The sequence below is a fragment of the Rhodococcus sp. BE178 genome (genome assembly GCF_050433545.1).
In the GTDB taxonomy this organism is placed as follows: Bacteria; Actinomycetota; Actinomycetes; order Mycobacteriales; family Mycobacteriaceae; genus Prescottella.
The window spans coordinates 385,000-406,081 of the sequence record NZ_JBNPXA010000002.1 but is presented as its reverse complement, the minus strand read 5'-3'; the positions used below and the strand labels follow the sequence as shown (position 1 = coordinate 406,081).

Below are 21,082 nucleotides of genomic sequence, written 5' to 3'. Positions count from 1 at the left end.
ACCGGCAACCGAACAGATAGGTTGATCGCATGTCGAAATCCAGCTCCCCGTCCCGTTCCGTGCTCGTGACCGGAGGCAACCGCGGCATCGGCCTGGCCGTCGCGCAGCGCCTTCTGGAGGACGGGCACAAGGTTGCCGTCACTCACCGCGGGTCGGGTGTGCCGGAGGGCCTGTTCGGCGTCAAGTGCGATGTGACGGACGCGGAGTCGATCGACCGTGCGTTCAAGGAGGTCGAGGAGCATCAGGGTCCGGTCGAGGTCCTGGTCGCCAACGCGGGCATCACCGACGACACGCTTCTCATGCGGATGGACGAGGAGCAGTTCTCGCGCGTCATCGACTCCAATCTGACCGGCGCCTTCCGATGCGCCAAGCGCGCCAATCGGGCGATGCTGCGCGCCCGTTGGGGACGGATGATCTTCCTGGGCTCGGTCGTCGGCCTCGCCGGCCAGGCAGGCCAGATCAACTACGCGGCGTCGAAGGCCGGCGTCATCGGCATGGCGCGGTCGATCACCCGTGAACTGGGGTCGCGGTCGATCACCGCGAACGTGGTGGCACCGGGCTTCATCGAGACCGACATGACCGCGGAACTGTCGGAGGACCTGCGCGACACCGCCAAGAAGTTCATCCCGCTGCAGCGCCTGGGCAAGGCCGAGGACGTCGCCGCGGTGGTCAGCTTCCTCGCCTCCGAGGACTCCGCGTATGTCTCCGGTGCCGTGATCCCGGTCGACGGCGGCATGGGCATGGGCCACTAGGCCCTCCCGAAACATCACGCACCCACAGACTTTCATCTACAGGAGAAGCAACATGGGCGGACTGCTCGCGGGCAAGACCATTCTCGTCACCGGAATCATCACCGACGCATCCATCGCGTTCCACGTCGCGAAGGTGGCGCAGGAGCAGGGCGCGAAGGTGATCATCACCGGGTTCGACCGGCTCCGGCTGATCGATCGCATCGCGCAGCGTCTGCCGGAGCCGGTGCCGCCGGCCGTCGAGCTGAACGTCCAGGACGACGAGCATCTCGCGACGCTCGCCGACCGGGTCCGGGAGTTGGCGCCCGAGGGCATCGACGGGGTCGTGCACTCCATCGCCTTCTCGCCGCGCTCGGGTCTGGGTGCCCCGTTCCTGGACGCACCGTGGTCGGACATCTCCAAGGCAATGGAGATCTCCGCGTACTCGTACGCCTCGCTTGCCAAGGCGCTGCTGCCGGTCCTCAACGACAACGCGTCCATTGTCGGCATGGACTTCGATCCGTCCCGTGCGATGCCGTTCTACAACTGGATGGGTGTGTCCAAGGCCACGCTCGAGGCGGTCAACCGGTACGTCGCCAAGGAGGTCGGCGTGCGCGGCATCCGCTCCAATCTCGTTGCGGCAGGGCCGGTCAAGACGCTGGCGGCGAAGGCCATCGCCGGCGACGCGACCGGTGCCGGCGACGAGCTGAACAAGCTGAACACCGCGTGGGACAGTGCCGCGCCGATCGGATGGGACGTCGACGACCCGACCCCCGTCGCCAAGAGCGTGTGCACGGTGCTCTCGGACTGGCTGCCCGGCACCACCGCGTCGATCATCTACGTCGACGGCGGCTTCCACGCGGTGGTCGGCTGACCCGTCCACGGCGGTGTTTCGGCGACGGGCGAGAATGAGGGCATGAGCGGTCAGCAGGAGACGGAGTTCGACGCACTACTCGTGCTCTCGTTCGGGGGGCCCGAGAAGCCCGAGGACGTGCGGCCGTTCCTCGAGAACGTGACCCGGGGCCGGGGGATCCCGCCCGAGCGGCTCGACGCCGTCGCCGAGCACTACATGCACTTCGGCGGGGTGTCGCCGATCAACGCTCTCAACCGCGACATCATCGAGCGCGTCGAGGCGGATCTGCGCGTCGCCGGGATCGATCTGCCGGTGTACTTCGGCAACCGCAACTGGCACCCGATGGTGGAGGACACCGTCGCACGCATGCGTGACGACGGTGTCCGCACCGCGCTGGTGTTCCCGACGTCGGCTTGGGGCGGGTACTCCGGCTGCCGGCAGTACCACGAGGACATCGTCCGGGCCCGTGCGGCGGTCGGCGCCGACGCTCCGACGCTCGCGAAGCTGCGGCAGTACTACGACCATCCGCTCCTGATCGGGGCCTTCGCCGACGCGATCCGCGTTGCGCGACAGCAGCTTTCGGGGAACGTGCGGGATCGCGCGCGGCTGGTGTTCACGGCGCACTCGGTTCCGATCGCCGCCGATGCCGCCGCCGGGCCCCCGGCCGAGGGCGGGCATCTCTACAGCCGGCAGGTCGCCGAGGCGGCCCGCCTGTGTGCGGAGGCCGTCGGCGTCGACGACTTCGACCTGGTGTGGCAGTCGCGGTCCGGTCCGCCGCAGGTGCCGTGGCTCGACCCCGACATCTGCGATCACCTCGACACGGTGGCCGCCGCGGGTGCCCCGGCGGTGATCGTGTGCCCGGTCGGGTTCGTGTCCGACCACCTGGAGGTGGTGTGGGACCTCGACACCGAGGCCCGCGACAAGGCCGCGGAACTGGGCATCGAGTTCGTCCGGGTCGCGACGCCGGGCACCGATCCGCGTTTCGCTCGGATGGTGCGCGCGCTGGTCGAGGAGCGGCGAACCGGCACGGCGCCGGCTCGGCTCGGACGGGAGCCGCTGCTGGGCGCCACCGTGGACGGGCTGCCCTGCGCCACCGAGTGCTGCGCGCCGGCGCGTCGTCCGGCGGGTCGCTGACGCCGGACCCGCCGGCGCGTTTCCGAATGGAAACGCGGGATGTGGAGGGCTATGTTGGGCGGGTGCACGACACCCTCTATCACCGCTTCGAATTCTCGTTCATCGTTCCGCTGCTGACACTTTCGCGGGAGGCGACGATCGCGGAGGAGTTCGGCGGCCGCGTCGACGAACGTTCGGGGCTGCAGCTGCTGACGGTGACGACCGAGGGCATGCGCTGCGCGACCGCCGGTATGAGCCTGGTGGACCAGTTGGCGGCGCGGGGGGTGCGTCCGCTGCGCACCCATCCGGATCTCGTGACTCGGCAGGACGTCGCCGACCGTGCCGGGGTCACCCGCCAGGCGGTGGGGCAGTGGGTGCGCGGCGTGCGGCAGAAGGGAACCCCGTTCCCGGTGCCGTTCAACACCGTCTCCGGCGGCATCTGGCTGTGGGGCGACGTGTACGCGTGGCTGCGGCACCACGACTACGGTCGCGACACCGGCCTGCGATACCCCACCCTCGACGAGCACGTGCGGATCGACCGGCACATCGTGATGAACCACCGCGACGACTGAGCCGTCTCGGGGCCGTCTCGGAGCGGTCAGGCCCGGTGTGCTGACCCCGCGCACGCGGACACCGCGGCCACCCGGGCCGAACGGACCGCCGCCCACAGTGGGCGCAACAGTTCCTCGCGGGCGGCGGCGCTGGACGCCGACGGCGCCTCGGTCGGTGAATCGTCCTCGGCGACAGCGAGAATCGTGGCCACCTGGTCGGCGGAGTCGAGGATGCGCAACGCCCGCGTCGGGATCGCGTCGGGGTACCGATGGTGGGCGCGGTCGTCGAGCGCCTCGGCGATGCGCCGGCGGGGATCGCCGTCGGCGCGGCCTGTCTGCACCGACGACAGGCGCAGCAGTGCGTCGGCGGCGCCGCGGATGGCCTCGCGCATCGCGTACTCGGCCTCGCCCAGTCCCGTGTAGTCGGCCGCCGGCGGCACCGTCGCGATCGGAAAGACCGTCCACCGCAGCACGTCCGGTCCCTCGATCACGGGCACGAGTCCGGTTCCCGGATGCCCGGTCTCGCCGACGATCACGCCCTCGCCGGCCTCGAGCGCCGCCCGCGCGAAGCCGGTGCCGGCGGGCAGGCCGCGCACGTCACCCGGTGCCGGTAGGACGAGACGCACCTCGGCCCCCGCGGGCGCGGTGCCCTGTCGCACGATGCGCAGCAGGAGCGGCCCCGCGCCGTCCTGAACGCCCGGCCAGTCCAGCCCGGCCGACTGCGCGGTTGCGGCGTCGGAGGCGCCGACGATGTGCATCGGCGCCCACTGGTGCAGGGCGTCGATCACGTCGTCGGGGGCGCTGTCGCCGGCGAGCCAGGAACCGGCCCACACGGTCAGCGTCGCGCTGGGGGAACTCACGGTTAACGAGCATAGGACGGCGTGGCGACCGGCGCGCGCACGCCTTGCTCGCATAGCGTGAAGTGCCGTGAACGCGAGCAACAAGTACGGCGACATCTACGCCGGCCACCCCCGGACCCGGAAGCCCTCGATCCCGAAGGTGCCGGCGGAACGGGACCTGGTGGTCGAGGACGCCTCGACCGGATTCTGCGGGGCCGTCGTCGGCTTCGAACGCACCTACGACGGCGACTTCGTCCGACTCGAGGACGGTGCCCGGCGCACCCGACTGTTCGCGATGCGCGAGGCCGCGTTCCTCATCGACGGTCGACCCGTCACCCTCGTCCGTCCCGCGCCGCAGCAGCAACAGAACGCGGCGGCGCAGCGTTCGGCGTCCGGTTCGACGCGCGTCGAGGGCCTGCGGGCCCGCACCGCGCTGCCCAGCCGGATCTGGGTGGAGGGCGTCCACGACGCCGCGCTCGTCGAGCGGGTCTGGGGGCACGACCTGCGCGTGGAGGGCGTCGTCGTCGAGCATCTGGAGGGGCTCGACAACCTCGCGGACCGGTTGGTCGAGTTCCAGCCGGGTCCGGGACGCAAGGTCGGTGTGCTCGTCGACCATCTGGTCACCGGTTCCAAGGAGGAGCGGCTGACGCAGGGGCTCGGCCCGCACGTGATGGTCACCGGCCACCCGTACATCGACGTCTGGGAGGCGGTGCGACCCAAGGCGGTCGGGATCGACGCGTGGCCCAAGGTGCCGCGCGGCCAGGACTGGAAGACCGGTGTGTGCGACGCGCTGGGCTGGGGCACACCGCAGGACGGGTGGCGCCGCGTCTACGGCGCGGTCAGCAGTTTCCGGGATCTCGAGGCCCCGCTGATCGGTGCCGTCGAGCGGCTTGTCGATTTCGTCACCGTCGATTGATCCACAGCCGGGTCCGCGGTCCCGGCGGCCGCGTCCCGAGTTCTGGTTAGATGGTGGCGTGGCAGCTCTGATTTGGCTGGTGGCGGGGGTGTTGTTGGCGGCTGCGGAGGCGTTGGCGGGGGAGTTCTTCCTGCTGATGCTCGCCGGTGGCGCGTTGGCGACGGCCGGCTTCAGCGCGGTGACCGACTTCCCGGTGTGGGTCGACGCGATCGTGTTCGGTGTCGTCTCGGTCGCGCTGGTCTTGGGGGTGCGCCCGGTGTTGTTGCGGCGCTTCGAAGCTCCACCGCTCAAACTGACCAATGCGGCCGCGTTGGCCGGCAAGCAGGCGCTCGTCCTCGAGGAGGTCGGGGCGCACGCCGGGCAGGTCAAGCTCGACGGTGACGTGTGGACGGCGCGTCCACTCGACGTCACCGAGGTGTATCCGCCGGGCACGACTGTGACGGTGATGGAGATCGACGGCGCGACCGCCGTCGTGTGGAGGGGACCGTAGAAGACATGGCAGCACTGATAGTTCTGGCGGTACTGGTCGTACTCGTCGTCGTAGTGGTCGCGAAGTCGGTGGCCCTCGTGCCGCAGGCCGAGGCGGCCGTGATCGAGCGGCTCGGCCGCTACGTCAAGACCGTGTCCGGTCAGCTCACGTTCCTGATCCCGTTCGTCGACCGGATCCGGGCCAAGGTCGATCTGCGTGAGCGCGTCGTGTCGTTCGCGCCGCAGCCGGTCATCACGCAGGACAACCTAACCCTGTCGATCGACACGGTCGTCTACTTCCAGGTGACCAACCCGCAGGCCGCGGTGTACGAGATCAGCAACTACATCGCCGCCGTCGAGCAGCTCACCATCACCACCCTCCGCAACGTGGTCGGTGGCATGACCCTCGAGGAGACGCTGACCTCGCGCGACTCGATCAACGGTCAGCTGCGCGGCGTCCTCGACGAGGCCACCGGACGTTGGGGTCTGCGCGTCGCGCGGGTCGAGCTCAAGAGCATCGATCCGCCGCCGTCGATCCAGGAGTCGATGGAAAAGCAGATGAAGGCCGACCGCGAGAAGCGCGCGATGATCCTCACTGCGGAGGGCCACCGCGAGTCGTCGATCAAGACCGCCGAGGGCGCGAAGCAGAGCCAGATCCTCGCCGCCGAGGGCGCGAAGCAGGCCTCGATCCTCGGGGCCGAGGGTGAGCGTCAGTCCCGGATCCTGCGGGCGCAGGGTGAGCGCGCCGCGAAGTACCTGCAGGCGCAGGGCGAGGCCAAGTCCATCGAGAAGGTGTTCGCCGCCATCAAATCGGGCAAGCCCACCCCCGAGATGCTCGCGTACCAGTACCTGCAGACGCTGCCGCAGATGGCGCAGGGCGACGCGAACAAGGTCTGGCTCGTCCCGAGCGACTTCGGTGACGCCCTCAAGGGATTCGCGAAGACTCTCGGCGCACCGGGCGACGACGGTGTCTTCCGCTACGAGCCCACCCGCACCGAGGACGAGGACCTGCCGCGGCCCGAGGACGACTCGGAAGAGGTGGCCAGCTGGTTCGAGACCAAGACCGACCCGGCCGTCGAGCGGGCGGTCCGTGCGGCGGAGGCCGTCGCGCGGACGCCCGTCGAGAGCCCGCTCACCCAGGAACACCTGCTCGGCGGCACCGACGAGCCCGGCGAATTGCCTCCCGGCAAGGAGTAGGCCGTGCCGCGGTGACGCGGCCGCGGGCCTGTCGAGCGACGCACGCACGTCGCGGCATCGGCCATCGGGGCATTGTCGTCATCGGAGGTGGGTGCCGAGGAACTCGACCACTCGGGGCACGACATGGTGCGCGTGGGTCATGACGCCGCCGTGGCCGGCGTCGGGGACGACGCACAGTTCGGCAAGGGGCATCTGTTCCACTGCCGCTCGGGCCTGGGTCGGACCGAGCAGTGGATCGAACTCGAAGGCGACGGCAAGAACCGGAACGTCGATCTTCGGCAGCCGGTCCATCCGGCCGTGGTCTCGGAGCCAGGCGTGAGACGCACGTGCCTGGGCGACTTCGCCGTCGCTCGACGTCCACTGCGCACTCTGATAGGCGGACATGGCGGCCCACTGTTCGACCATGGGCGACGCTGTGGCCAGTGCTGTGGGCGGCAGTGCCGTCAGGAGGGTCTGCATGGTCATCACGTCCGCAGGCAGAGCGCCCAGTTGATCTATCAGGGTCGATTCGCTGTTGACGACGGCATGCAGGAGGGGCGTGGTCGGACCGGGGCCGGCGATGAGGACTGCGGCGGCGAAGAGCTCCGGCTGTGTGGCGAGCAGGTGTTCGGCGGTGAAGCTGCCCAGCGAGTAGCCGACCAGTGCGGGTGGGCGGTCGAGATCGAGGGTGGCGATGAGGGCCAGCAGATCGTCGCCGAGGTCCTCGACCGTGCAACTCGCGGACGGTGCCTCGCTCGGTACGACGCCCCGAGATGCATAGGCGATGGCATCGAAGCCGTGATCGACGAGGGCTGGGGTCAGCCCGGCAACGTCCCAGGCGACGGGAGGCATCCCCGTGCCGCCGATCAGGACGACGGGAGGGCCCTCTCCTCGGCGATCCACCCCGAGCCGGATTCGTCCGGTATCGATCATCTCCATGGCAGGGATTCAATCACCGGGAGCTCGGTGGAATGTCGACAATGACCTTCCTCTGACCTTTCGCTGCCGGCGCGGGCGCTACGGCAGCGCGATTGTCGCGAAGCCTCGGGACAGGTCGCTGCTCGGACGGAGCCTGTGGCCTCAGGTCAACAGCGCCCGGCCGACACCGGCGGCGGCCACGGCCCACAGCACGCTGGTGAAGGTGCCGATGATGAACTGCTCCGACGCGTGCGGTTCGCGCAGTTCGGGGTAGCGGGCGAGGCCCTTCACCGCGAGGACGATCGCGATGCCCTCGGGCCAGCCGGCGAGGATCGAAACGGCGACTGCGGCCCGTTCCAGGAGACCGATGACCCGGCCGCCGCGGAGCGGGCCGTCGTCGGGTTCCGGACCGGCGTCGGGCTGGCGGCGGGCGAACCGGAAGGCCGCCAATACCATCGGCGCGCCGCCGGTAGCGGCGGCCGTCACTGCCAGGACGTAGGTCGCGGCGAGTGCGAACCCCGTGACCGGGGGCGCGCCCGTCGCGGCGACGGCCGCACCGCCGAGCGCCAGTACGGCGACCACGGGCGCGATCCGGACGACCGCCCCGGAGTGCGCGGACGACGCCGCGAGGCGGCCCGCGACGGTCCCCACGAGCGCGGCGACCCCGATCAGGGTCAGGCTGAGTACGGTCATCGATCGGCCTTCCGGAGTAGTCGCTCGGTCAGTCGGCGGCCCGCAACCTCGGCTTGCCAGCCCGCGGCGGTGAGTCGCTGGGATACGGCCTGTTTGCTGATGCCGAGTGCGGCGGCGGCCTCGGCCTGCGTGAGGCCGCGTTCCATGAGCGACACCGCGGCGTGCCCCTGTGGGGAGCGGCGCGAGACGAGTAGCGCGACGAGGGTCAGTGCCGCGTCGGCGTCGGCGGCGGCATCCGGGTCGGCCGCCTCGACCGCGACGCCGCCGGGGGCCTTCTTCGCGCGTTCGACGGCCACCCGGGCGGCCTCGAACGCCGGCCCGCGACCGGCCCGCGTCTGGGTCGGCAGCGGTTCCTCGACGATCCCGATACCGATTCCGATGCTCCAATGACCTCGCCGAACGAGGTCCAGCACGAGGTCGACCACGGCGGCAGCGTCGTCGTCGACGGCCTGGACCTCGTCGCCGGCGGTGCGTTCGAACGGGCGGAGCAGGCGTCGGTTCCCGAGATCGGCGAGCAGTGGACCGACGCGGTCGATGTCGCGTCGGCTGCCCCGTTGATCCACGGTCAGAACGAACATAGAGCAAGGCTAAGAGCTTGAAACCGGAAGATCAAGCTTCAAAGCTTTACTTTACGAAGTCCAGTCTCAATCCTTGACTGCCGCCTCGGGGACCGGCGTTCGCGCATCGACGAACAGGCCGAGGACGCCGACAGCGATGCACACTCCCGACACCGCCAGCATCGCTGGATCGGTCTTGCCGGTCAGTGCGTCCGCGAGCAGCACCACCCCGACTGTGCCCGGAACGGTCCCGACGACGGTGGCGACGGTGTAGGGGAGTACCCGGATCGACGACACTCCGCAGCAGTAGTTGACCACCGAGAACGGGATCGCGGCGATCAATCGGAGAGACCCGACCGCGAGCCAACCGCGTCGCGCCAGGCGCGCATCCACCGCCTTCACCGCCGGGTGGGTCAGATGGGCGGCGACCGCATCACGACCGATCGCGCGCACCACCAGCAGCGCGAGAACCGCGCTGACGGTCGTGGCTGCGAGTGCGACCGCGATGCCCGTCGCGGCACCGAAAAGCACGCCCGCGCTGACTGTGAAGATGGTGCGGGGAATCGGTGCCATCGTCACGACGACGTGCACAATGAAGAATGCGACCACGAACATCGGCCCGACCGACTCGGACCACGTCCGGACCTGGTCGATCGAGGGGTGCGGCACCATCGCGGCGGCGACGAACAGCACCGCCAGGCCGACGAGGGCAGCGAGGAGCCGGGGATCCCTCAGTCGCGCAATCACAATCGGCCAGGATACCCGCGCTCGACCTGGTTTCCGTCGGTCTGCCCGGCTATCGACTCGGCCGGCGGCACGTCACGGTGGCGACCGCGCACACGCGTCCGTCCGCGTCGGTGCTCGTCACCCGGGCGACCGCGACCGCGCGACCGGCACGGATCACCTCCGCAGTGAAGACGAGGTCGGCGTCGACGGGAGAAGGCCGGAAGAAGTTGATCCGCAGCGATGCGGTGTGCATCGGCGTATCCGGTGCGCTGACGGCGGCATTGCCGATCAGATCGATCGCGCAGGCCTGGATCCCGCCGTGCATCACGCCGAGCTTGTTGGCCAGGGCCTGGTTCGGCGGCACGATCAGCCGCGGATGCTCACCGGCGCGCTCGATCCGGCCACCGATCCGGACGAGCGGCGCGACCGACGCGGCCGGCACCGAGGCGGCCGTTGCGAGGGGGCGGACCACCGTCGCGCTGCGATCGGTGCCCGCGTCCACGAAGTTTCCCCACGCGGTGCCGGTCGCGATCACCGTGCCGGCGCTGTCGCGGATCTCCGTCGAGCTGGTGCCACCGTCCGCCGTCACGGCCACGACCCGGCCGTCGGCGTGCAGTTCGGGCCCGTGCCACCCGGTGGGTGTGACGAAATCCACTGACAGGTCCGCGGTCACCAGTCCGCTGCGTTCGCCGCGCCGGTCCCACAGCGTGAATCCGAGGATGTCGTCGACGAGAATGCCCAGCGTGGCGGTGGGGGAGGTGGCCCAGGAGTCGAGCCCTTCGATGTCCATCGTGAGCCGGTTGAACCCGTCCAGGCGCTGCGGCGGACGCATCCGGAACAACCTCTGGGGAGTGACGGACACGCCTTCTTCCAGCACGTTCGCAACGCTCATGAGCCGAGGCTAACGAACGTCGGGTGGTCCTCACGTCAGCGGCCACGAGGATGCGGTTAGCATCACAGGTCAGAGGACGACAATCGTCCCATTTGTTTGCCCGATTGTTTTGCCCGATTGGAAGACCGGTCGCCATGAGCGATCGCACGTGAGAGTGAGAGGGAGCCGCCCCGTGTCACCAGCTTCAGAGGCCGAGGACGCCGCGCGCGCCTACTCGGAGTGGCAGCAGGCCGTGGCCGGCGTGCTCGCCAAGTCCCGTCGAGTGGACGCCGCCGAGCTGGGCCCGGAACCGCAGAAGCTTCTCGAGACGACCACCTACGACGGTGTGACGATCTCGCCGTTGTACACCGGACGTGACGAGCTTCCCGAGTCGCCGCTGCCCGGACAATTCCCGTTCGTCCGTGGCACCGATGCCAGCCGCGACGTCAACGCCGGCTGGTTGGTCAGTGCCCAGTTCGGTCAGGACACGCAGAACGCCGCCGAGGTCAACCGCGCGATCCTCGACGGCCTCGAGAACGGCGTCAGCGCCGTGCGGCTGTCGCTCGGCGGCCAGAACCTTCCCGTCGCCGCGCTCGACCTCGCGCTCACCGGTGTGCTGCTGGATCTGGCGCCGCTCACGCTGGACGCCGGTGCCGACACCGCCGCCGCGGCACAGCAGCTCTTCGCCCTGCTCGACCAGCGCGCCACCGCCGGTGACGGTGTCACCGACCGCGCCCAGGTGCGGGCCGGTCTCGGTGCGTCACCGCTGACGGACGCGTTCGCCGGCGCCGCGGGCGTCGAGCTGTCGGATGCCGTCTCGCTCGCCGAGACCGCGGCCGGCCGTGACGAGTCGATCCGCGCGATCACCGTCGACGGCACCGCATTCCACAACGCCGGTGCGAGTGACGCCGAGGAGCTCGGTGCGGCCGTCGCGGCCGGCGTCGAGTACCTGCGGGCGCTCACCAACGCGGGTCTGACGATCTCGGCGGCCCTGGGCCAGCTCGAGTTCCGCCTGGCCGCCACCGACGACCAATTCCAGACCATCGCGAAGTTCCGCGCCGGCCGCCAGGTGTGGGCCCGCGTCGCGCAGGTGTGCGGTGCCTCCGAGTTCGGTGGCGCGGTGCAGCACGCGGTCACCTCCGCCGCGATGATGGCGCAGCGCGATCCGTGGGTGAACATGCTCCGCACGACGCTCGCCGCGTTCGGTGCCGGTGTCGGCGGCGCCGACTCCGTGACCGTGCTGCCCTTCGACGTTGCACTGCCCGCGGGTGCCGCAGGCGTGTCGAAGTCGTTCTCGGCGCGCATCGCCCGCAACACCCAGCTGCTGCTGCTCGAGGAGTCGCACCTGGGGCGCGTGCTCGATCCCGGCGCCGGTTCTTGGTACGTCGAGGACCTCACCGAGGAGATCGCGGCCAAGGCGTGGGAGTTCTTCCAGCAGATCGAGACCGTCGGCGGCTACTCCGCGGCGATCGGCTCCGGCGTGATCGGTGACCGCATCGCCGCCACCAAGGCTGCCCGCGACTCCGACATCGCGCACCGCAAGACCGCCGTCACCGGTGTCAACGAGTTCCCGAACCTCGCTGAGGCCCCGCTGCCGGCGGGCGCTGCCGAGGCCGGTGCCACGGTGGCCCGCTACGCCGCGGCGTTCGAGTCGCTGCGCGATCGTTCCGATGCGTTCCTCGCGGCGAACGGCGCACGGCCTCAGGTGTTCCTGGCGCCGCTGGGGCCCGTCTCCGAGCACAACGGACGGTCCACGTTCGCATCCAACCTCCTCGCCTCCGGTGGTATCGAGGCGATCAACCCGGGTCCGCTGGACGCCGGAGACGGCAGCATCGCACCGGCGGTGAAGGAGTCCGGAGCCCGCATCGCGGTGCTGTGCGGCACCGACAAGCGCTACGCGGAGCAGGGCGCGGCGGCCGTGGCCGCACTGCGGGAGGCCGGCATCGAGCAGGTGCTGCTGGCCGGTCCCGAGAAGATCTTCGCTGACGTCGAGGGCGCTCAGCGTCCCGACGGATTCCTTACCGCTCGCATCGATGCAGTGACGGCGCTGTCCGGCCTGCTCGACGCAATCGGCGGCGACAACAAGTGACTGGGAGCATCGAAGTGACAACGAACGAGGTGCAGCACGTCATCGGCAGTTTCGCCGACGTCGCGCTGACGGACCCGCAGTTCCCGAAGCCGGCTGCACCCACCTCCGAGCAGACCGAGGCGCTCATCGAGAACCTCGCGACGGCGAACAACTACACCCCCGAGCAGGTGGTGTGGTCGACGCCCGAGGGCATCGACGTCAAGCCGGTCTACACCAAGGCCGACCGGGACGCCGCCGAGGCCGACGGCTACCCGCTGGGCAGCTACCCGGGTGCGGCCCCGTTCCTGCGCGGCCCCTACCCGACGATGTACGTCAACCAGCCGTGGACCATCCGCCAGTACGCCGGCTTCTCCACCGCCGCCGAGTCGAACGCGTTCTACCGCCGCAACCTCGCGTCCGGTCAGAAGGGCCTGTCGGTCGCTTTCGACCTCGCGACGCACCGCGGCTACGACTCCGATCACCCGCGCGTGCAGGGTGACGTCGGCATGGCCGGTGTGGCGATCGACTCGATCCTCGACATGCGTCAGCTGTTCGACGGCATCGACCTGTCGCAGGTGTCGGTGTCGATGACCATGAACGGCGCGGTGCTGCCGATCCTGGCGCTGTACGTCGTGGCGGCCGAGGAGCAGGGTGTCGCTCCCGAGCAGCTGGCCGGAACCATTCAGAACGACATTCTGAAGGAGTTCATGGTCCGCAACACCTACATCTACCCGCCGAAGCCGTCGATGCGGATCATCTCCGACATCTTCGCGTACACGTCGGCGAAGATGCCGAAGTTCAACTCCATCTCCATCTCGGGCTACCACATCCAGGAGGCCGGTGCGACCGCCGACCTGGAGCTGGCCTACACGCTCGCCGACGGCATCGAGTACATCCGCGCCGGTCTCGACGCGGGCATGGACATCGACAAGTTCGCGCCGCGCCTGTCGTTCTTCTGGGCGATCGGCATGAACTTCTTCATGGAGGTCGCCAAGCTCCGCGCCGGGCGTCTGCTGTGGGCCGAGCTGGTCGAGAAGTTCGCTCCGAAGAACGCCAAGTCGTTGTCGCTGCGTACCCACTCGCAGACCTCCGGCTGGTCGCTCACCGCGCAGGACGTGTTCAACAACGTCGGCCGCACGTGTGTCGAGGCGATGGCCGCGACGCAGGGCCACACCCAGTCGCTGCACACCAACGCGCTCGACGAGGCGATCGCGCTGCCGACCGACTTCTCGGCCCGCATCGCCCGCAACACGCAGCTGCTGATCCAGCAGGAGTCGAACACGGTCCGTCCGATCGACCCGTGGGGTGGCTCGCACTACGTCGAGTGGCTCACCAACGAACTCGCGAACCGGGCCCGCGCCCACATCGCCGAGGTCGAGGAGGCCGGCGGCATGGCGCAGGCCATCGGTGAGGGCATCCCGAAGCTCCGCATCGAGGAGGCCGCGGCCCGCACCCAGGCCCGCATCGACTCCGGCCGGCAGCCGCTGGTCGGCGTCAACAAGTACGTGCCGGACGAGCCGGACAGCATCGAGGTCCTCAAGGTCGACAACACCAAGGTGCGTGCCGAGCAGATCGCCAAGCTGCAGCAGCTGCGCGCCGAGCGTGACGAGGCCGCCACCCAGGCGGCTCTCGCGGAGCTCACCCGCGCCGCGGCGTCCACCGAGGGCGGCATGGAGAACAACCTGCTCGCTCTCGCCATCGACGCCGCCCGCGCCAAGGCGACCGGCGGCGAGATCTCCGACGCGCTCGAGAAGGTGTACGGGCGCCACCAGGCCGAGATCCGGACCATCAGCGGTGTGTACCGGGACGAGGCCGGAAAGGTGAGCAACATCTCGAACGCAATCGAACTGGTCGAGAAGTTCGCCGAGGACGAGGGACGTCGTCCCCGCATCCTCGTCGCGAAGATGGGCCAGGACGGCCACGACCGCGGCCAGAAGGTCATCTCCACGGGCTTCGCCGACCTCGGCTTCGACGTCGACGTGGGACCGCTGTTCCAGACCCCCGAGGAGGTCGCCCAGCAGGCGGCCGACGCCGACGTCCACATCGTCGGTGTGTCCTCCCTCGCCGCCGGTCACCTCACGCTGGTGCCGGCGCTGCGGGAGGCCCTCGCTGCGGTGGGTCGCCCCGACATCATGGTCGTCGTCGGCGGCGTCATCCCGCCGGGCGACTTCGAGGAGCTGTACCAGGCCGGTGCCGCGGCGATCTTCCCGCCCGGCACGGTCCTGGCGGATGCGGCCATCGGTCTGTTGCAGAAGTTGTCGGAGCAGTTGGGACACGATCCGATTGCCGCCGACTAGCCGTCCGCCGCTCGATCTGGCTGCGCTCGGTGACGCGGTCCTGGAGGGCCGGCGAAGTGATGTGTCCAAGGCCATCACCCTCGTCGAGTCCACCCGGGCCGATCACCGGGAGCAGGCGCAGCAGTTGCTGCTGGGCCTGCTCCCGCACGCCGGAAGCGCGATCCGGGTAGGCATCACCGGTGTTCCCGGTGTCGGCAAGTCGACGACCATCGAAGCGCTCGGGATGCACCTGATCTCGTTGGGGCACAAGGTCGCCGTCCTCGCGGTCGACCCGTCCTCGACGCGCACCGGCGGCTCGATCCTCGGCGACAAGACCCGGATGCAGAACCTGTCGGTGGAACCGAACGCGTTCATCCGGCCGTCCCCGACATCGGGCACCCTCGGCGGTGTCGCGAAGGCGACCCGCGAGACGATGGTTCTGCTCGAGGCGGCCGGCTACGACGTGATTCTCGTCGAGACGGTCGGTGTCGGGCAGTCGGAGGTGACGGTCGCGAACATGGTCGACACGTTCACGTTCCTCACCCTCGCCCGGACCGGTGACCAGTTGCAGGGCATCAAGAAGGGTGTCCTCGAGCTCGCCGACATCGTCACCGTCAACAAGGCCGACGGCAAGCACGAGACCGAGGCGCGGGTCGCGGCTCGCGAACTGGCCGGTGCACTCCGGTTGATCTATCCGCACGACGCTTTGTGGAAGCCGCCGGTGCTGACGATGAGTGCGCTCGAGAACATCGGCGTCGACAAGTTCTGGGACGAGGTGCTCCGGCACCGCCAGGTGCTCGGCGACGCCGGTGAACTCGAGCGTAAGCGGCATCAGCAGCAGGTGGACTGGACGTGGTCGATGGTGCACGACCAGCTGTTGCGCCGACTCGACTCGAACGCGCGGGTGAAGAAGATTCGTGGCGACGTCGAGGACCAGGTTCGTGAGGGGTCGCTCACCGCGGCTCTCGCTGCGCACCGGATCCTCGAGGCATTCGACGGCGCCGAGTAACGCTGTCCCGCAGTCGGAACCACGACGAGGGCTCCACACCGTCCGACGGTGTGGAGCCCTCGTCGTTTCCGTCTCACATGTCGGTGGTCAGCCGTACCCGTCCCTCGGAATCGATACTCCAGCCAGGGTTGTGGCAGATCTCCCAGATCACGCCGTTGGGGTCGGCGAAGTGTCCGTGATAGCCGCCGAACGCCGCGCGCTGCGGGTGTTTGATCAACGACGCTCCCGCGCGGACCGCCGCGGCGACCAGTGCATCGACCGCTTCCGGTCCGGCGACGTTGTGCGAGAACGTGATCCCCGATGTGGCGACGTGGGTACCGGGCCGGCCGATGTCCTCACGGAACTTCTCCGCGTCGAACAGTCCCAGGACCATCCCCGGCGCGGTCTGGAAGAAGATGATCTCCCCAGGCACGTCCAACAGCGGTTCCCACCTGAGTCCGCCGCAGTAGAACGCGCGCGCCGCGTCGAGGTCGGGCGTCGCGAGGGTGACGAAGTGGATGTGTTGTTCCATGTCCCGGAGTGTCGCACCGATACGTGTGATCCGCACGAGCCCCGCATCGCCGATCACGATGCGGGGCCCGGGCGGTGTGTGAATTGATTCAGACGTCGACGGACGGATCCGCTGTCGCCGTGACTGCTTCGGCCGGGGGTGTCCACCGCGCGACGCGGACCTCGGCGAGTTCGGCCGCGTCCTGGGTGGTCGCGATGCTCGGCAGCAGGTATCCCCACATCTCGTCGACGCGTTGCTCGATGTCTCTGCGGCGTGCCAGGACCTGGGATACGAGTTGGACGCCGGTGAACGACCCGATCATGAAGCGGGCCAGCGTGGGAGGATCGACGGTCCCGCGGATCTCACCCCGGGCGATGCCCGACTCGATGAGTTTCTGCGCGCTCGCGATCCAATCGATGTATGGCTGGGCCGGGGCGTCCGCAGTTCCGCTGAACTCGAGTGTCAGCCGCGTGCCCGCGCGGACGATCGGATCGTGCACTATCTGCCGGGCCATCTCGTGACACAGCATCACGAGTTGTCGCAGTGAGCCCGCACCGGTGTTTGCGATCGCATCGACCGTGTCGATCGACGTTCGATGGTGCTCCTCTATGACGACCCTCGCGAGTTCGTCCTTGGACCGGAAGTGGAAGTAGAGCGCACCCTTGGTGGTTCCCGCCCCGTCGACGATGTCGCCGAGGCTCGCTCCTTCGAATCCTGACTGCTCGAACATTCGAGCCGCTCCGGTGATGATCTGTTGCCGTGTTGCCACAGCGCGTGCCTGTCTTACCACGTGAACCGCCTTTTCCCGACTTGACGATCCGGTCGAGCGCACGGTCGCTGTGCGGACTGGACGCTCTTCCAGATCGACGAAACCGTACCAGTGTCGAGCTACCGGTCGGTTCGGTTCCCCGGGGGTGTCACGGTGCGTGCGAAGGCGGCGAGACGGAGGATCAGGTCGTCGAGAAATGCGTCCGCGTCGGTTTCCCAGGTGATCGCCGCGTTGGGAGACCTTCCCCACAATCCGTGCCAGTCGGCGACGGTCTGCCCGCGGGTGATCCGCCCCTCGGTTTCCACGTCCACCGTGGCGGCGCGATAGCGGGCGATCGTGGGATCGAGCGCGACGGCGGCGGCGAACGGATCGTGCATGTGCGCGATGAAACCCTGTCCGTGGTCGCGGTGGAACTGGAAGTAGAAGCGCACCGCGTCAGACAGGTGTCGCACGATCGGATTCGACGTCGTGGACCGGGCGTCCGGGGCGTCGTCGGAGCCGATGAGCTCGACCGGTGTGCTGTCGGCGAGCTCGGCCAGCCGACGCAGATGGTCGGGGCGTAGCTCGATCCGCTCGGTGACGTCGAGGCCGCAGACGATCGGGGCACGGTCCTCGGGCACCGACGAGAACGCCGCGAAGACCTCGGCGGCCGCCTCGGGGTCGACCGAGATGTTCCACTCCGCGACCGGCGTGGTGTTGCCCGGGTGCTGGAAGGCCCCACCCATCACGACCAGCCGCCGGAGCCGCTGGGGGAGTTCGGGATCGGCGCGGATCGCGAGCGCCAGATTGGTGAGGGGACCGGTCACGAGCCCGACCAGTTCGCCGGGATTCTCGCGGGTGAGTTCGATCCACGCCTGCGCGGCGGAACGCTCGGACAGGGCCCGAGTGGACGGCGGCAGGACCGCGTACCCGATGCCCTGCGGGCCGTGGGTGTCCTCGGTGGTGCGCAGCGGGATCTTCAGGGGGCCGTCGGCGCCGACCGCGACCTCGATGTCGGGGCGCCCGCACAGGTCCAGCCACGCCAGGTTGTTGGCCGCGACCTGCGCGGTCGGGACATTGCCGGCGGTCGACAGGACCGCGACGATGTCGGCGTCCTCCCGTGCCAGCAGATAGAGCAGCGCGACCGAGTCGTCGATCCCGGTGTCGACGTCGACGATCAGTCGGGTCGGCGGGGTCATCGCGAACCGGCCGTGACGGTTTCCCGGTGATGGACCGGGAAATTGACGGATCGGGCGATGAAGCAATTCTCGGGGGCGACCACATGATCGCCTGTCCAGGTCACGTCGAGGACGTAGCTGTGTATGGTCACGTCCCCATTCTCGCGGAATCCGGTTGGATGCGAGACAAACTCGTGTCCGGCCGGAAGCGGCCGCCTAGCATGACGGCGTGATTCCTCGGCAGCGTGCGGTGCGGTTCGTGTGGGTGGTATTCGGGTTGCTGGCGATCGTGCACCTGTCGGCGCAATTGGTCGACCGGGAGCGGGTCGCAGACGTCACCCAGTGGTTCCTGATGCCGGTGCTGGCGGGAGCGTTGTGGCTCGGGACGGGCGGGTCTGCCGCCCCCGGACGCAGTCGACTGGTCGTGCTGACCCTCGTCGCACTGGGCTTCTCGTGGCTGGGCGACACCGCTCCCGATCTCGCCGACGGCGACCTCTCGTTCCTGCTGATGGTCGGATTCTTCCTGCTGGCACAGGTGGCCTACATCGCGGCGTTCGCGCCGTACGGGCGCGTGGAGGTGTGGGGTCGTCGCCGCTGGTCGACCGTCGGGTACCTCGTCGCGGGCGGGTTCCTGGTCCTGGCGTGCGCGCCCGGCGCCGGCCCGCTGCTGGTGCCGGCCCTGCTCTACGGTTCCGCGCTCGGTGCGATGGCCATCCTCGCTGCGGGGGTGAACCGTTTGGTCGCGGTCGGCGGCGCACTGTTCCTGGTGTCCGACGGCATGATCGCGCTGGGCGCGTTCGCGGACTGGTTTTCTCCGCCGGTCGAGGGGTTCTGGGTGATGTTCACCTACATCGCCGCGCAGGTGCTGATCGCGCTCGGCGTGCAGGCGGCGGACCGCGATCACCAGCGCGGTTCGTCGGCACCCCACGTTCTCGCCGGGAACGGGTAGTCGTCGAACCCGGCAAGGACCGGTCGTGCCGTGGTGATTCCGCCGTGGCTCACGACCGTGTCCGGTCCGGGAAGTTGGGCGGCCCGAGCGGCCTCCCGGCGTCCGGGGGCGTCGAGCAGCGATGAGGCGGTGCGCGCGAGGGAGACGTCGATGTCCCGTCCCGCGCCGTCGGCGAGGCGCCCGGTCAGGGCGTCGAGGACACCGGCGGCGAGCAGATTCCCCGACGCGTGGTCGAGCACCTGCGCGGGCAGCGCGCCCGGTCGGCCGTCGCCCTCGATCAACGCGATGCCCGACGCTGCCTGGACGATGCTGTCGAATCCGCGACGCCCCGCCCACGGCCCGGCGTGCCCCCACGCGCAGACGCGGCCCCGGACCAGGCCCGGACGAACCTCCGAGAGGTCCCCGACGAGCGCCTCGAGGGCGCCCGGCCGGTAACCGGTGAGCAGCACGTCTGCGCCCGACACCAGATCCCGAAAGGTTGCGAGCCCCTGAGGATTCCGCAGGTCGAGCAGCGCCGAGCGCTTCCCCTGCCCGTTCTCGAGATGCTGCCATTCGATCTCCGGCAGCTGCGGCGGATCGATCCGGAGGACGTCGGCGCCGAGCAGGGCCAGCGAGCGCGAGGCCACCGGGCCTGCGATGACGCGGGTCAGGTCGAGGACCCGGACCCCCGACAGCGGGGCGGACGGCGTTGCAGTCGGGGCGGCCGGGCCGTGATCGCGGCGGACTCGGACGCCCACCATATCGCCCGCGGCGGCGGCGATTCCGGGCTCCGACGACGCCCACTCCCGTTCGCTGCGCACGCGCACCGCGATCGCGCCGGCGGCCGCAGCGGTGTCCTCGATGTCGGTGGCCGACAGCTCCGCGACCCGGCGGGCGAAGCTCGCGCGAGTGGTGTCGTCCGGCAGTGCCAGCGCCGTGAGCAGGCGCGCCCGGTGATGCGGATAGTTCGCGTGCGTGCGGACCCAGCCGTCGGCGGTCGCGAAGAATCCTGACAACTCGGCGAACCCCTCCACCGGCTGCCCGTCGCGGCGAAACATCCTGTCCCCGGAGAACGACGCCGCGATCCGGTCCGGAGCGGGTCGGTACGGCGACACCGGGAGCCCGACTGCGGCCCGCAGTCCGTCGGCCGCGGCGGCGAACCGGGACACCGCCAGGTGCGCCAGGTCGAGCGCGGGCAGCCGTGCGGACAGATATTCGTCCGAGTGGGTGGTCACTGTCGCGAGCGTACGGTCCGTGCCGAGCGTCGGCGCTGCGACCCGCGGCGCCGTCTCCCGGCAGCGGCGACTCCTGAGCCGCGTCCCAAGATTGCGGACCGTAGTTGTCCGTAATTGCTCGTAGCGTGGTTCTCATCGAGCTTCACCGACACGACCGAAGGGCGACAGACATGACCGGGAACTCCACGACCCCCACCGCCGGCGAGAAGGCCGACATCCTCGCGATGCTTGCGGACCAGCGCAACAGTCTGCTCATCACCGTCCGCGTCATCGACGACGAACAGGCCCGGGCGCGCAGCACTGTCAGCGATCTGACGCTCGGGGGCCTGATCAAGCACGTCTCGCGGATGGAGCGGAACTGGGTCCGGAACATCGTCGAACGGGACGAGACCGCGGAGTTCGACATGGAGGTCGCGATGGAGACATATTTCATGGCCGAGGGCGAGTCGATCTCCGGGTTGCTCGCCGAGTACCGGGCGGCGGTGGAGGAGACCGAGCGGGTGGTTGCGTCGCTCGACGACCTCGATCTGCAGGTGCCGTTGCCCACCGCTCCGTGGGCGCCGGAACGTCAGTGGTGGAGTGCCCGCCGCGTGCTGCTGCACATCCTGCGCGAGACCGCCCACCATTCGGGCCACGCGGACATCATTCGCGAGGCCCTCGACGGGGCGAACACCACGATGCAGATGGGGGCGGACGCCGGTATGGAGTTCTGATGGGGGAGAACGGGCACGCCGCGCGGGT

Annotated in this window: 22 protein-coding genes; 12 read left to right on the top strand and 10 right to left on the bottom strand. The window is 69.5% G+C overall.

All coding sequences use genetic code 11. The features are described 5' to 3' along the window. The first annotated feature begins 29 nt into the window (after nt 1–29). The 4 genes from fabG1 (at nt 30) to J2X34_RS05910 (ending at nt 3,266) form a co-directional block, all read left to right on the top strand. Nucleotides 30–752, top strand: coding sequence for a 3-oxoacyl-ACP reductase FabG1 (fabG1, locus tag J2X34_RS05925; RefSeq protein WP_114723029.1), 723 nt, complete (start codon nt 30–32; stop codon nt 750–752). A 52-nt stretch (nt 753–804) separates the two neighbouring features. Beyond that, nucleotides 805–1,602, top strand: coding sequence for an NADH-dependent enoyl-ACP reductase InhA (inhA, locus tag J2X34_RS05920; protein WP_114723030.1), 798 nt, complete (start codon nt 805–807; stop codon nt 1,600–1,602). Between the two features lie 42 nt (nt 1,603–1,644). Beyond that, entirely contained in the window at nt 1,645–2,715 is a 1,071-nt protein-coding gene (locus tag J2X34_RS05915) for a ferrochelatase (RefSeq protein WP_114723031.1), read from the top strand. Between the two features lie 62 nt (nt 2,716–2,777). Beyond that, entirely contained in the window at nt 2,778–3,266 is a 489-nt protein-coding gene (locus J2X34_RS05910) for a helix-turn-helix domain-containing protein (protein WP_258558017.1), read from the top strand. 26 nt (nt 3,267–3,292) lie between these two features. Here J2X34_RS05910 and J2X34_RS05905 read toward each other — a convergent pair whose 3' ends face one another. Then, nucleotides 3,293–4,105, bottom strand: a complete 813-nt coding sequence (locus J2X34_RS05905; protein WP_114723032.1) for a hypothetical protein — start codon at nt 4,103–4,105, stop codon at nt 3,293–3,295. A 67-nt stretch (nt 4,106–4,172) separates the two neighbouring features. Here J2X34_RS05905 and J2X34_RS05900 point away from each other — a divergent pair, with 67 nt between their 5' ends. The 3 genes from J2X34_RS05900 to J2X34_RS05890 are packed head-to-tail and all read left to right on the top strand — an operon-like array spanning nt 4,173 to nt 6,665. Then, nucleotides 4,173–5,000, top strand: a complete 828-nt coding sequence (locus J2X34_RS05900) for a DUF3097 domain-containing protein (RefSeq protein ID WP_429516366.1) — start codon at nt 4,173–4,175, stop codon at nt 4,998–5,000. Nucleotides 5,001–5,058: 58 nt separating this feature from the next. Continuing rightward, nucleotides 5,059–5,490, top strand: a complete 432-nt coding sequence (locus J2X34_RS05895) for an NfeD family protein (protein ID WP_114723034.1) — start codon at nt 5,059–5,061, stop codon at nt 5,488–5,490. A 5-nt stretch (nt 5,491–5,495) separates the two neighbouring features. Continuing rightward, complete coding sequence (locus J2X34_RS05890) at nt 5,496–6,665, top strand: SPFH domain-containing protein (protein ID WP_114723138.1); 1,170 nt, start codon at nt 5,496–5,498, stop codon at nt 6,663–6,665. Between the two features lie 78 nt (nt 6,666–6,743). On the opposite strand, the gene J2X34_RS05885 is transcribed toward J2X34_RS05890, so the two are convergent. From J2X34_RS05885 to J2X34_RS05865, 5 genes are all read right to left on the bottom strand, one after another. Further along, on the bottom strand, nt 6,744–7,583 hold the full coding sequence (locus J2X34_RS05885; RefSeq protein ID WP_114723035.1) for an alpha/beta fold hydrolase: 840 nt from the start codon (nt 7,581–7,583) through the stop codon (nt 6,744–6,746). 141 nt (nt 7,584–7,724) lie between these two features. Beyond that, nucleotides 7,725–8,255, bottom strand: coding sequence for a hypothetical protein (locus J2X34_RS05880; protein ID WP_114723036.1), 531 nt, complete (start codon nt 8,253–8,255; stop codon nt 7,725–7,727). Further along, nucleotides 8,252–8,833, bottom strand: a complete 582-nt coding sequence (locus J2X34_RS05875; protein ID WP_114723037.1) for a hypothetical protein — start codon at nt 8,831–8,833, stop codon at nt 8,252–8,254. The genes J2X34_RS05880 and J2X34_RS05875 overlap by 4 nt, the downstream gene beginning before the upstream one ends. 66 nt (nt 8,834–8,899) lie before the next feature. Further along, nucleotides 8,900–9,559, bottom strand: a complete 660-nt coding sequence (locus J2X34_RS05870; RefSeq protein ID WP_174910046.1) for a TVP38/TMEM64 family protein — start codon at nt 9,557–9,559, stop codon at nt 8,900–8,902. Between the two features lie 49 nt (nt 9,560–9,608). Beyond that, nucleotides 9,609–10,430: a PaaI family thioesterase gene (locus J2X34_RS05865; RefSeq protein WP_114723038.1), complete on the bottom strand. Its 822-nt coding sequence runs from the start codon at nt 10,428–10,430 to the stop codon at nt 9,609–9,611. A gap of 172 nt (nt 10,431–10,602) precedes the next feature. Between J2X34_RS05865 and mutA the strand changes: the two genes are divergently transcribed. Genes mutA through meaB form a run of 3 tightly spaced genes read left to right on the top strand, consistent with a single transcriptional unit; the run spans nt 10,603 to nt 15,762 of the window. Further along, the gene (mutA, locus tag J2X34_RS05860) at nt 10,603–12,498 is read left to right on the top strand and encodes a methylmalonyl-CoA mutase small subunit (protein ID WP_174910049.1); all 1,896 of its coding nucleotides are present in this window, start codon (nt 10,603–10,605) and stop codon (nt 12,496–12,498) included. A 14-nt stretch (nt 12,499–12,512) separates the two neighbouring features. Further along, nucleotides 12,513–14,774: a methylmalonyl-CoA mutase gene (gene scpA / locus J2X34_RS05855; RefSeq protein WP_174910051.1), complete on the top strand. Its 2,262-nt coding sequence runs from the start codon at nt 12,513–12,515 to the stop codon at nt 14,772–14,774. Then, nucleotides 14,761–15,762, top strand: coding sequence for a methylmalonyl Co-A mutase-associated GTPase MeaB (meaB, locus tag J2X34_RS05850; RefSeq protein WP_254622918.1), 1,002 nt, complete (start codon nt 14,761–14,763; stop codon nt 15,760–15,762). Before scpA ends, meaB begins: the two co-directional genes overlap by 14 nt. Nucleotides 15,763–15,835: 73 nt before the next feature. Here the strand turns inward: meaB and J2X34_RS05845 are convergent, their stop codons facing one another. From J2X34_RS05845 to J2X34_RS05835, 3 genes are all read right to left on the bottom strand, one after another. Beyond that, entirely contained in the window at nt 15,836–16,273 is a 438-nt protein-coding gene (locus J2X34_RS05845) for a VOC family protein (protein ID WP_429516365.1), read from the bottom strand. A gap of 88 nt (nt 16,274–16,361) precedes the next feature. Then, a complete protein-coding gene (locus J2X34_RS05840) occupies nt 16,362–17,042 on the bottom strand; it encodes a ScbR family autoregulator-binding transcription factor (protein ID WP_429516364.1) in 681 nt (226 codons plus the stop codon). A 98-nt stretch (nt 17,043–17,140) separates the two neighbouring features. Beyond that, a complete protein-coding gene (locus J2X34_RS05835; protein WP_429516363.1) occupies nt 17,141–18,199 on the bottom strand; it encodes a nucleoside hydrolase in 1,059 nt (352 codons plus the stop codon). 208 nt (nt 18,200–18,407) lie between these two features. Here J2X34_RS05835 and J2X34_RS05830 point away from each other — a divergent pair, with 208 nt between their 5' ends. Then, entirely contained in the window at nt 18,408–19,127 is a 720-nt protein-coding gene (locus tag J2X34_RS05830) for a lysoplasmalogenase (protein WP_181818858.1), read from the top strand. Here J2X34_RS05830 and J2X34_RS05825 read toward each other — a convergent pair. Then, nucleotides 19,079–20,341, bottom strand: a complete 1,263-nt coding sequence (locus J2X34_RS05825; protein WP_429516362.1) for a CoA transferase — start codon at nt 20,339–20,341, stop codon at nt 19,079–19,081. The genes J2X34_RS05830 and J2X34_RS05825 overlap by 49 nt on opposite strands. A gap of 170 nt (nt 20,342–20,511) precedes the next feature. Between J2X34_RS05825 and J2X34_RS05820 the strand changes: the two genes are divergently transcribed. Next, nucleotides 20,512–21,054, top strand: a complete 543-nt coding sequence (locus J2X34_RS05820; RefSeq protein WP_429516361.1) for a DinB family protein — start codon at nt 20,512–20,514, stop codon at nt 21,052–21,054. The last annotated feature ends 28 nt before the right edge of the window (nt 21,055–21,082 follow it).

Bases quoted from the DNA above. Each gene is read 5' to 3' on its own strand.
- J2X34_RS05835 (WP_429516363.1), bottom strand. From the start codon at position 18,199: ATGACCCCGCCGACCCGACTGATCGTCGACGTCGACACCGGGATCGAC.
- J2X34_RS05875 (WP_114723037.1), bottom strand. From the start codon at position 8,833: ATGTTCGTTCTGACCGTGGATCAACGGGGCAGCCGACGCGACATCGAC.
- J2X34_RS05915 (WP_114723031.1), top strand. From the start codon at position 1,645: ATGAGCGGTCAGCAGGAGACGGAGTTCGACGCACTACTCGTGCTCTCG.
- J2X34_RS05865 (WP_114723038.1), bottom strand. From the start codon at position 10,430: ATGAGCGTTGCGAACGTGCTGGAAGAAGGCGTGTCCGTCACTCCCCAG.
- J2X34_RS05880 (WP_114723036.1), bottom strand. From the start codon at position 8,255: ATGACCGTACTCAGCCTGACCCTGATCGGGGTCGCCGCGCTCGTGGGG.
- fabG1 (WP_114723029.1), top strand. From the start codon at position 30: ATGTCGAAATCCAGCTCCCCGTCCCGTTCCGTGCTCGTGACCGGAGGC.
- J2X34_RS05845 (WP_429516365.1), bottom strand. From the start codon at position 16,273: ATGGAACAACACATCCACTTCGTCACCCTCGCGACGCCCGACCTCGAC.
- J2X34_RS05820 (WP_429516361.1), top strand. From the start codon at position 20,512: ATGACCGGGAACTCCACGACCCCCACCGCCGGCGAGAAGGCCGACATC.
- J2X34_RS05890 (WP_114723138.1), top strand. From the start codon at position 5,496: ATGGCAGCACTGATAGTTCTGGCGGTACTGGTCGTACTCGTCGTCGTA.
- inhA (WP_114723030.1), top strand. From the start codon at position 805: ATGGGCGGACTGCTCGCGGGCAAGACCATTCTCGTCACCGGAATCATC.
- J2X34_RS05885 (WP_114723035.1), bottom strand. From the start codon at position 7,583: ATGGAGATGATCGATACCGGACGAATCCGGCTCGGGGTGGATCGCCGA.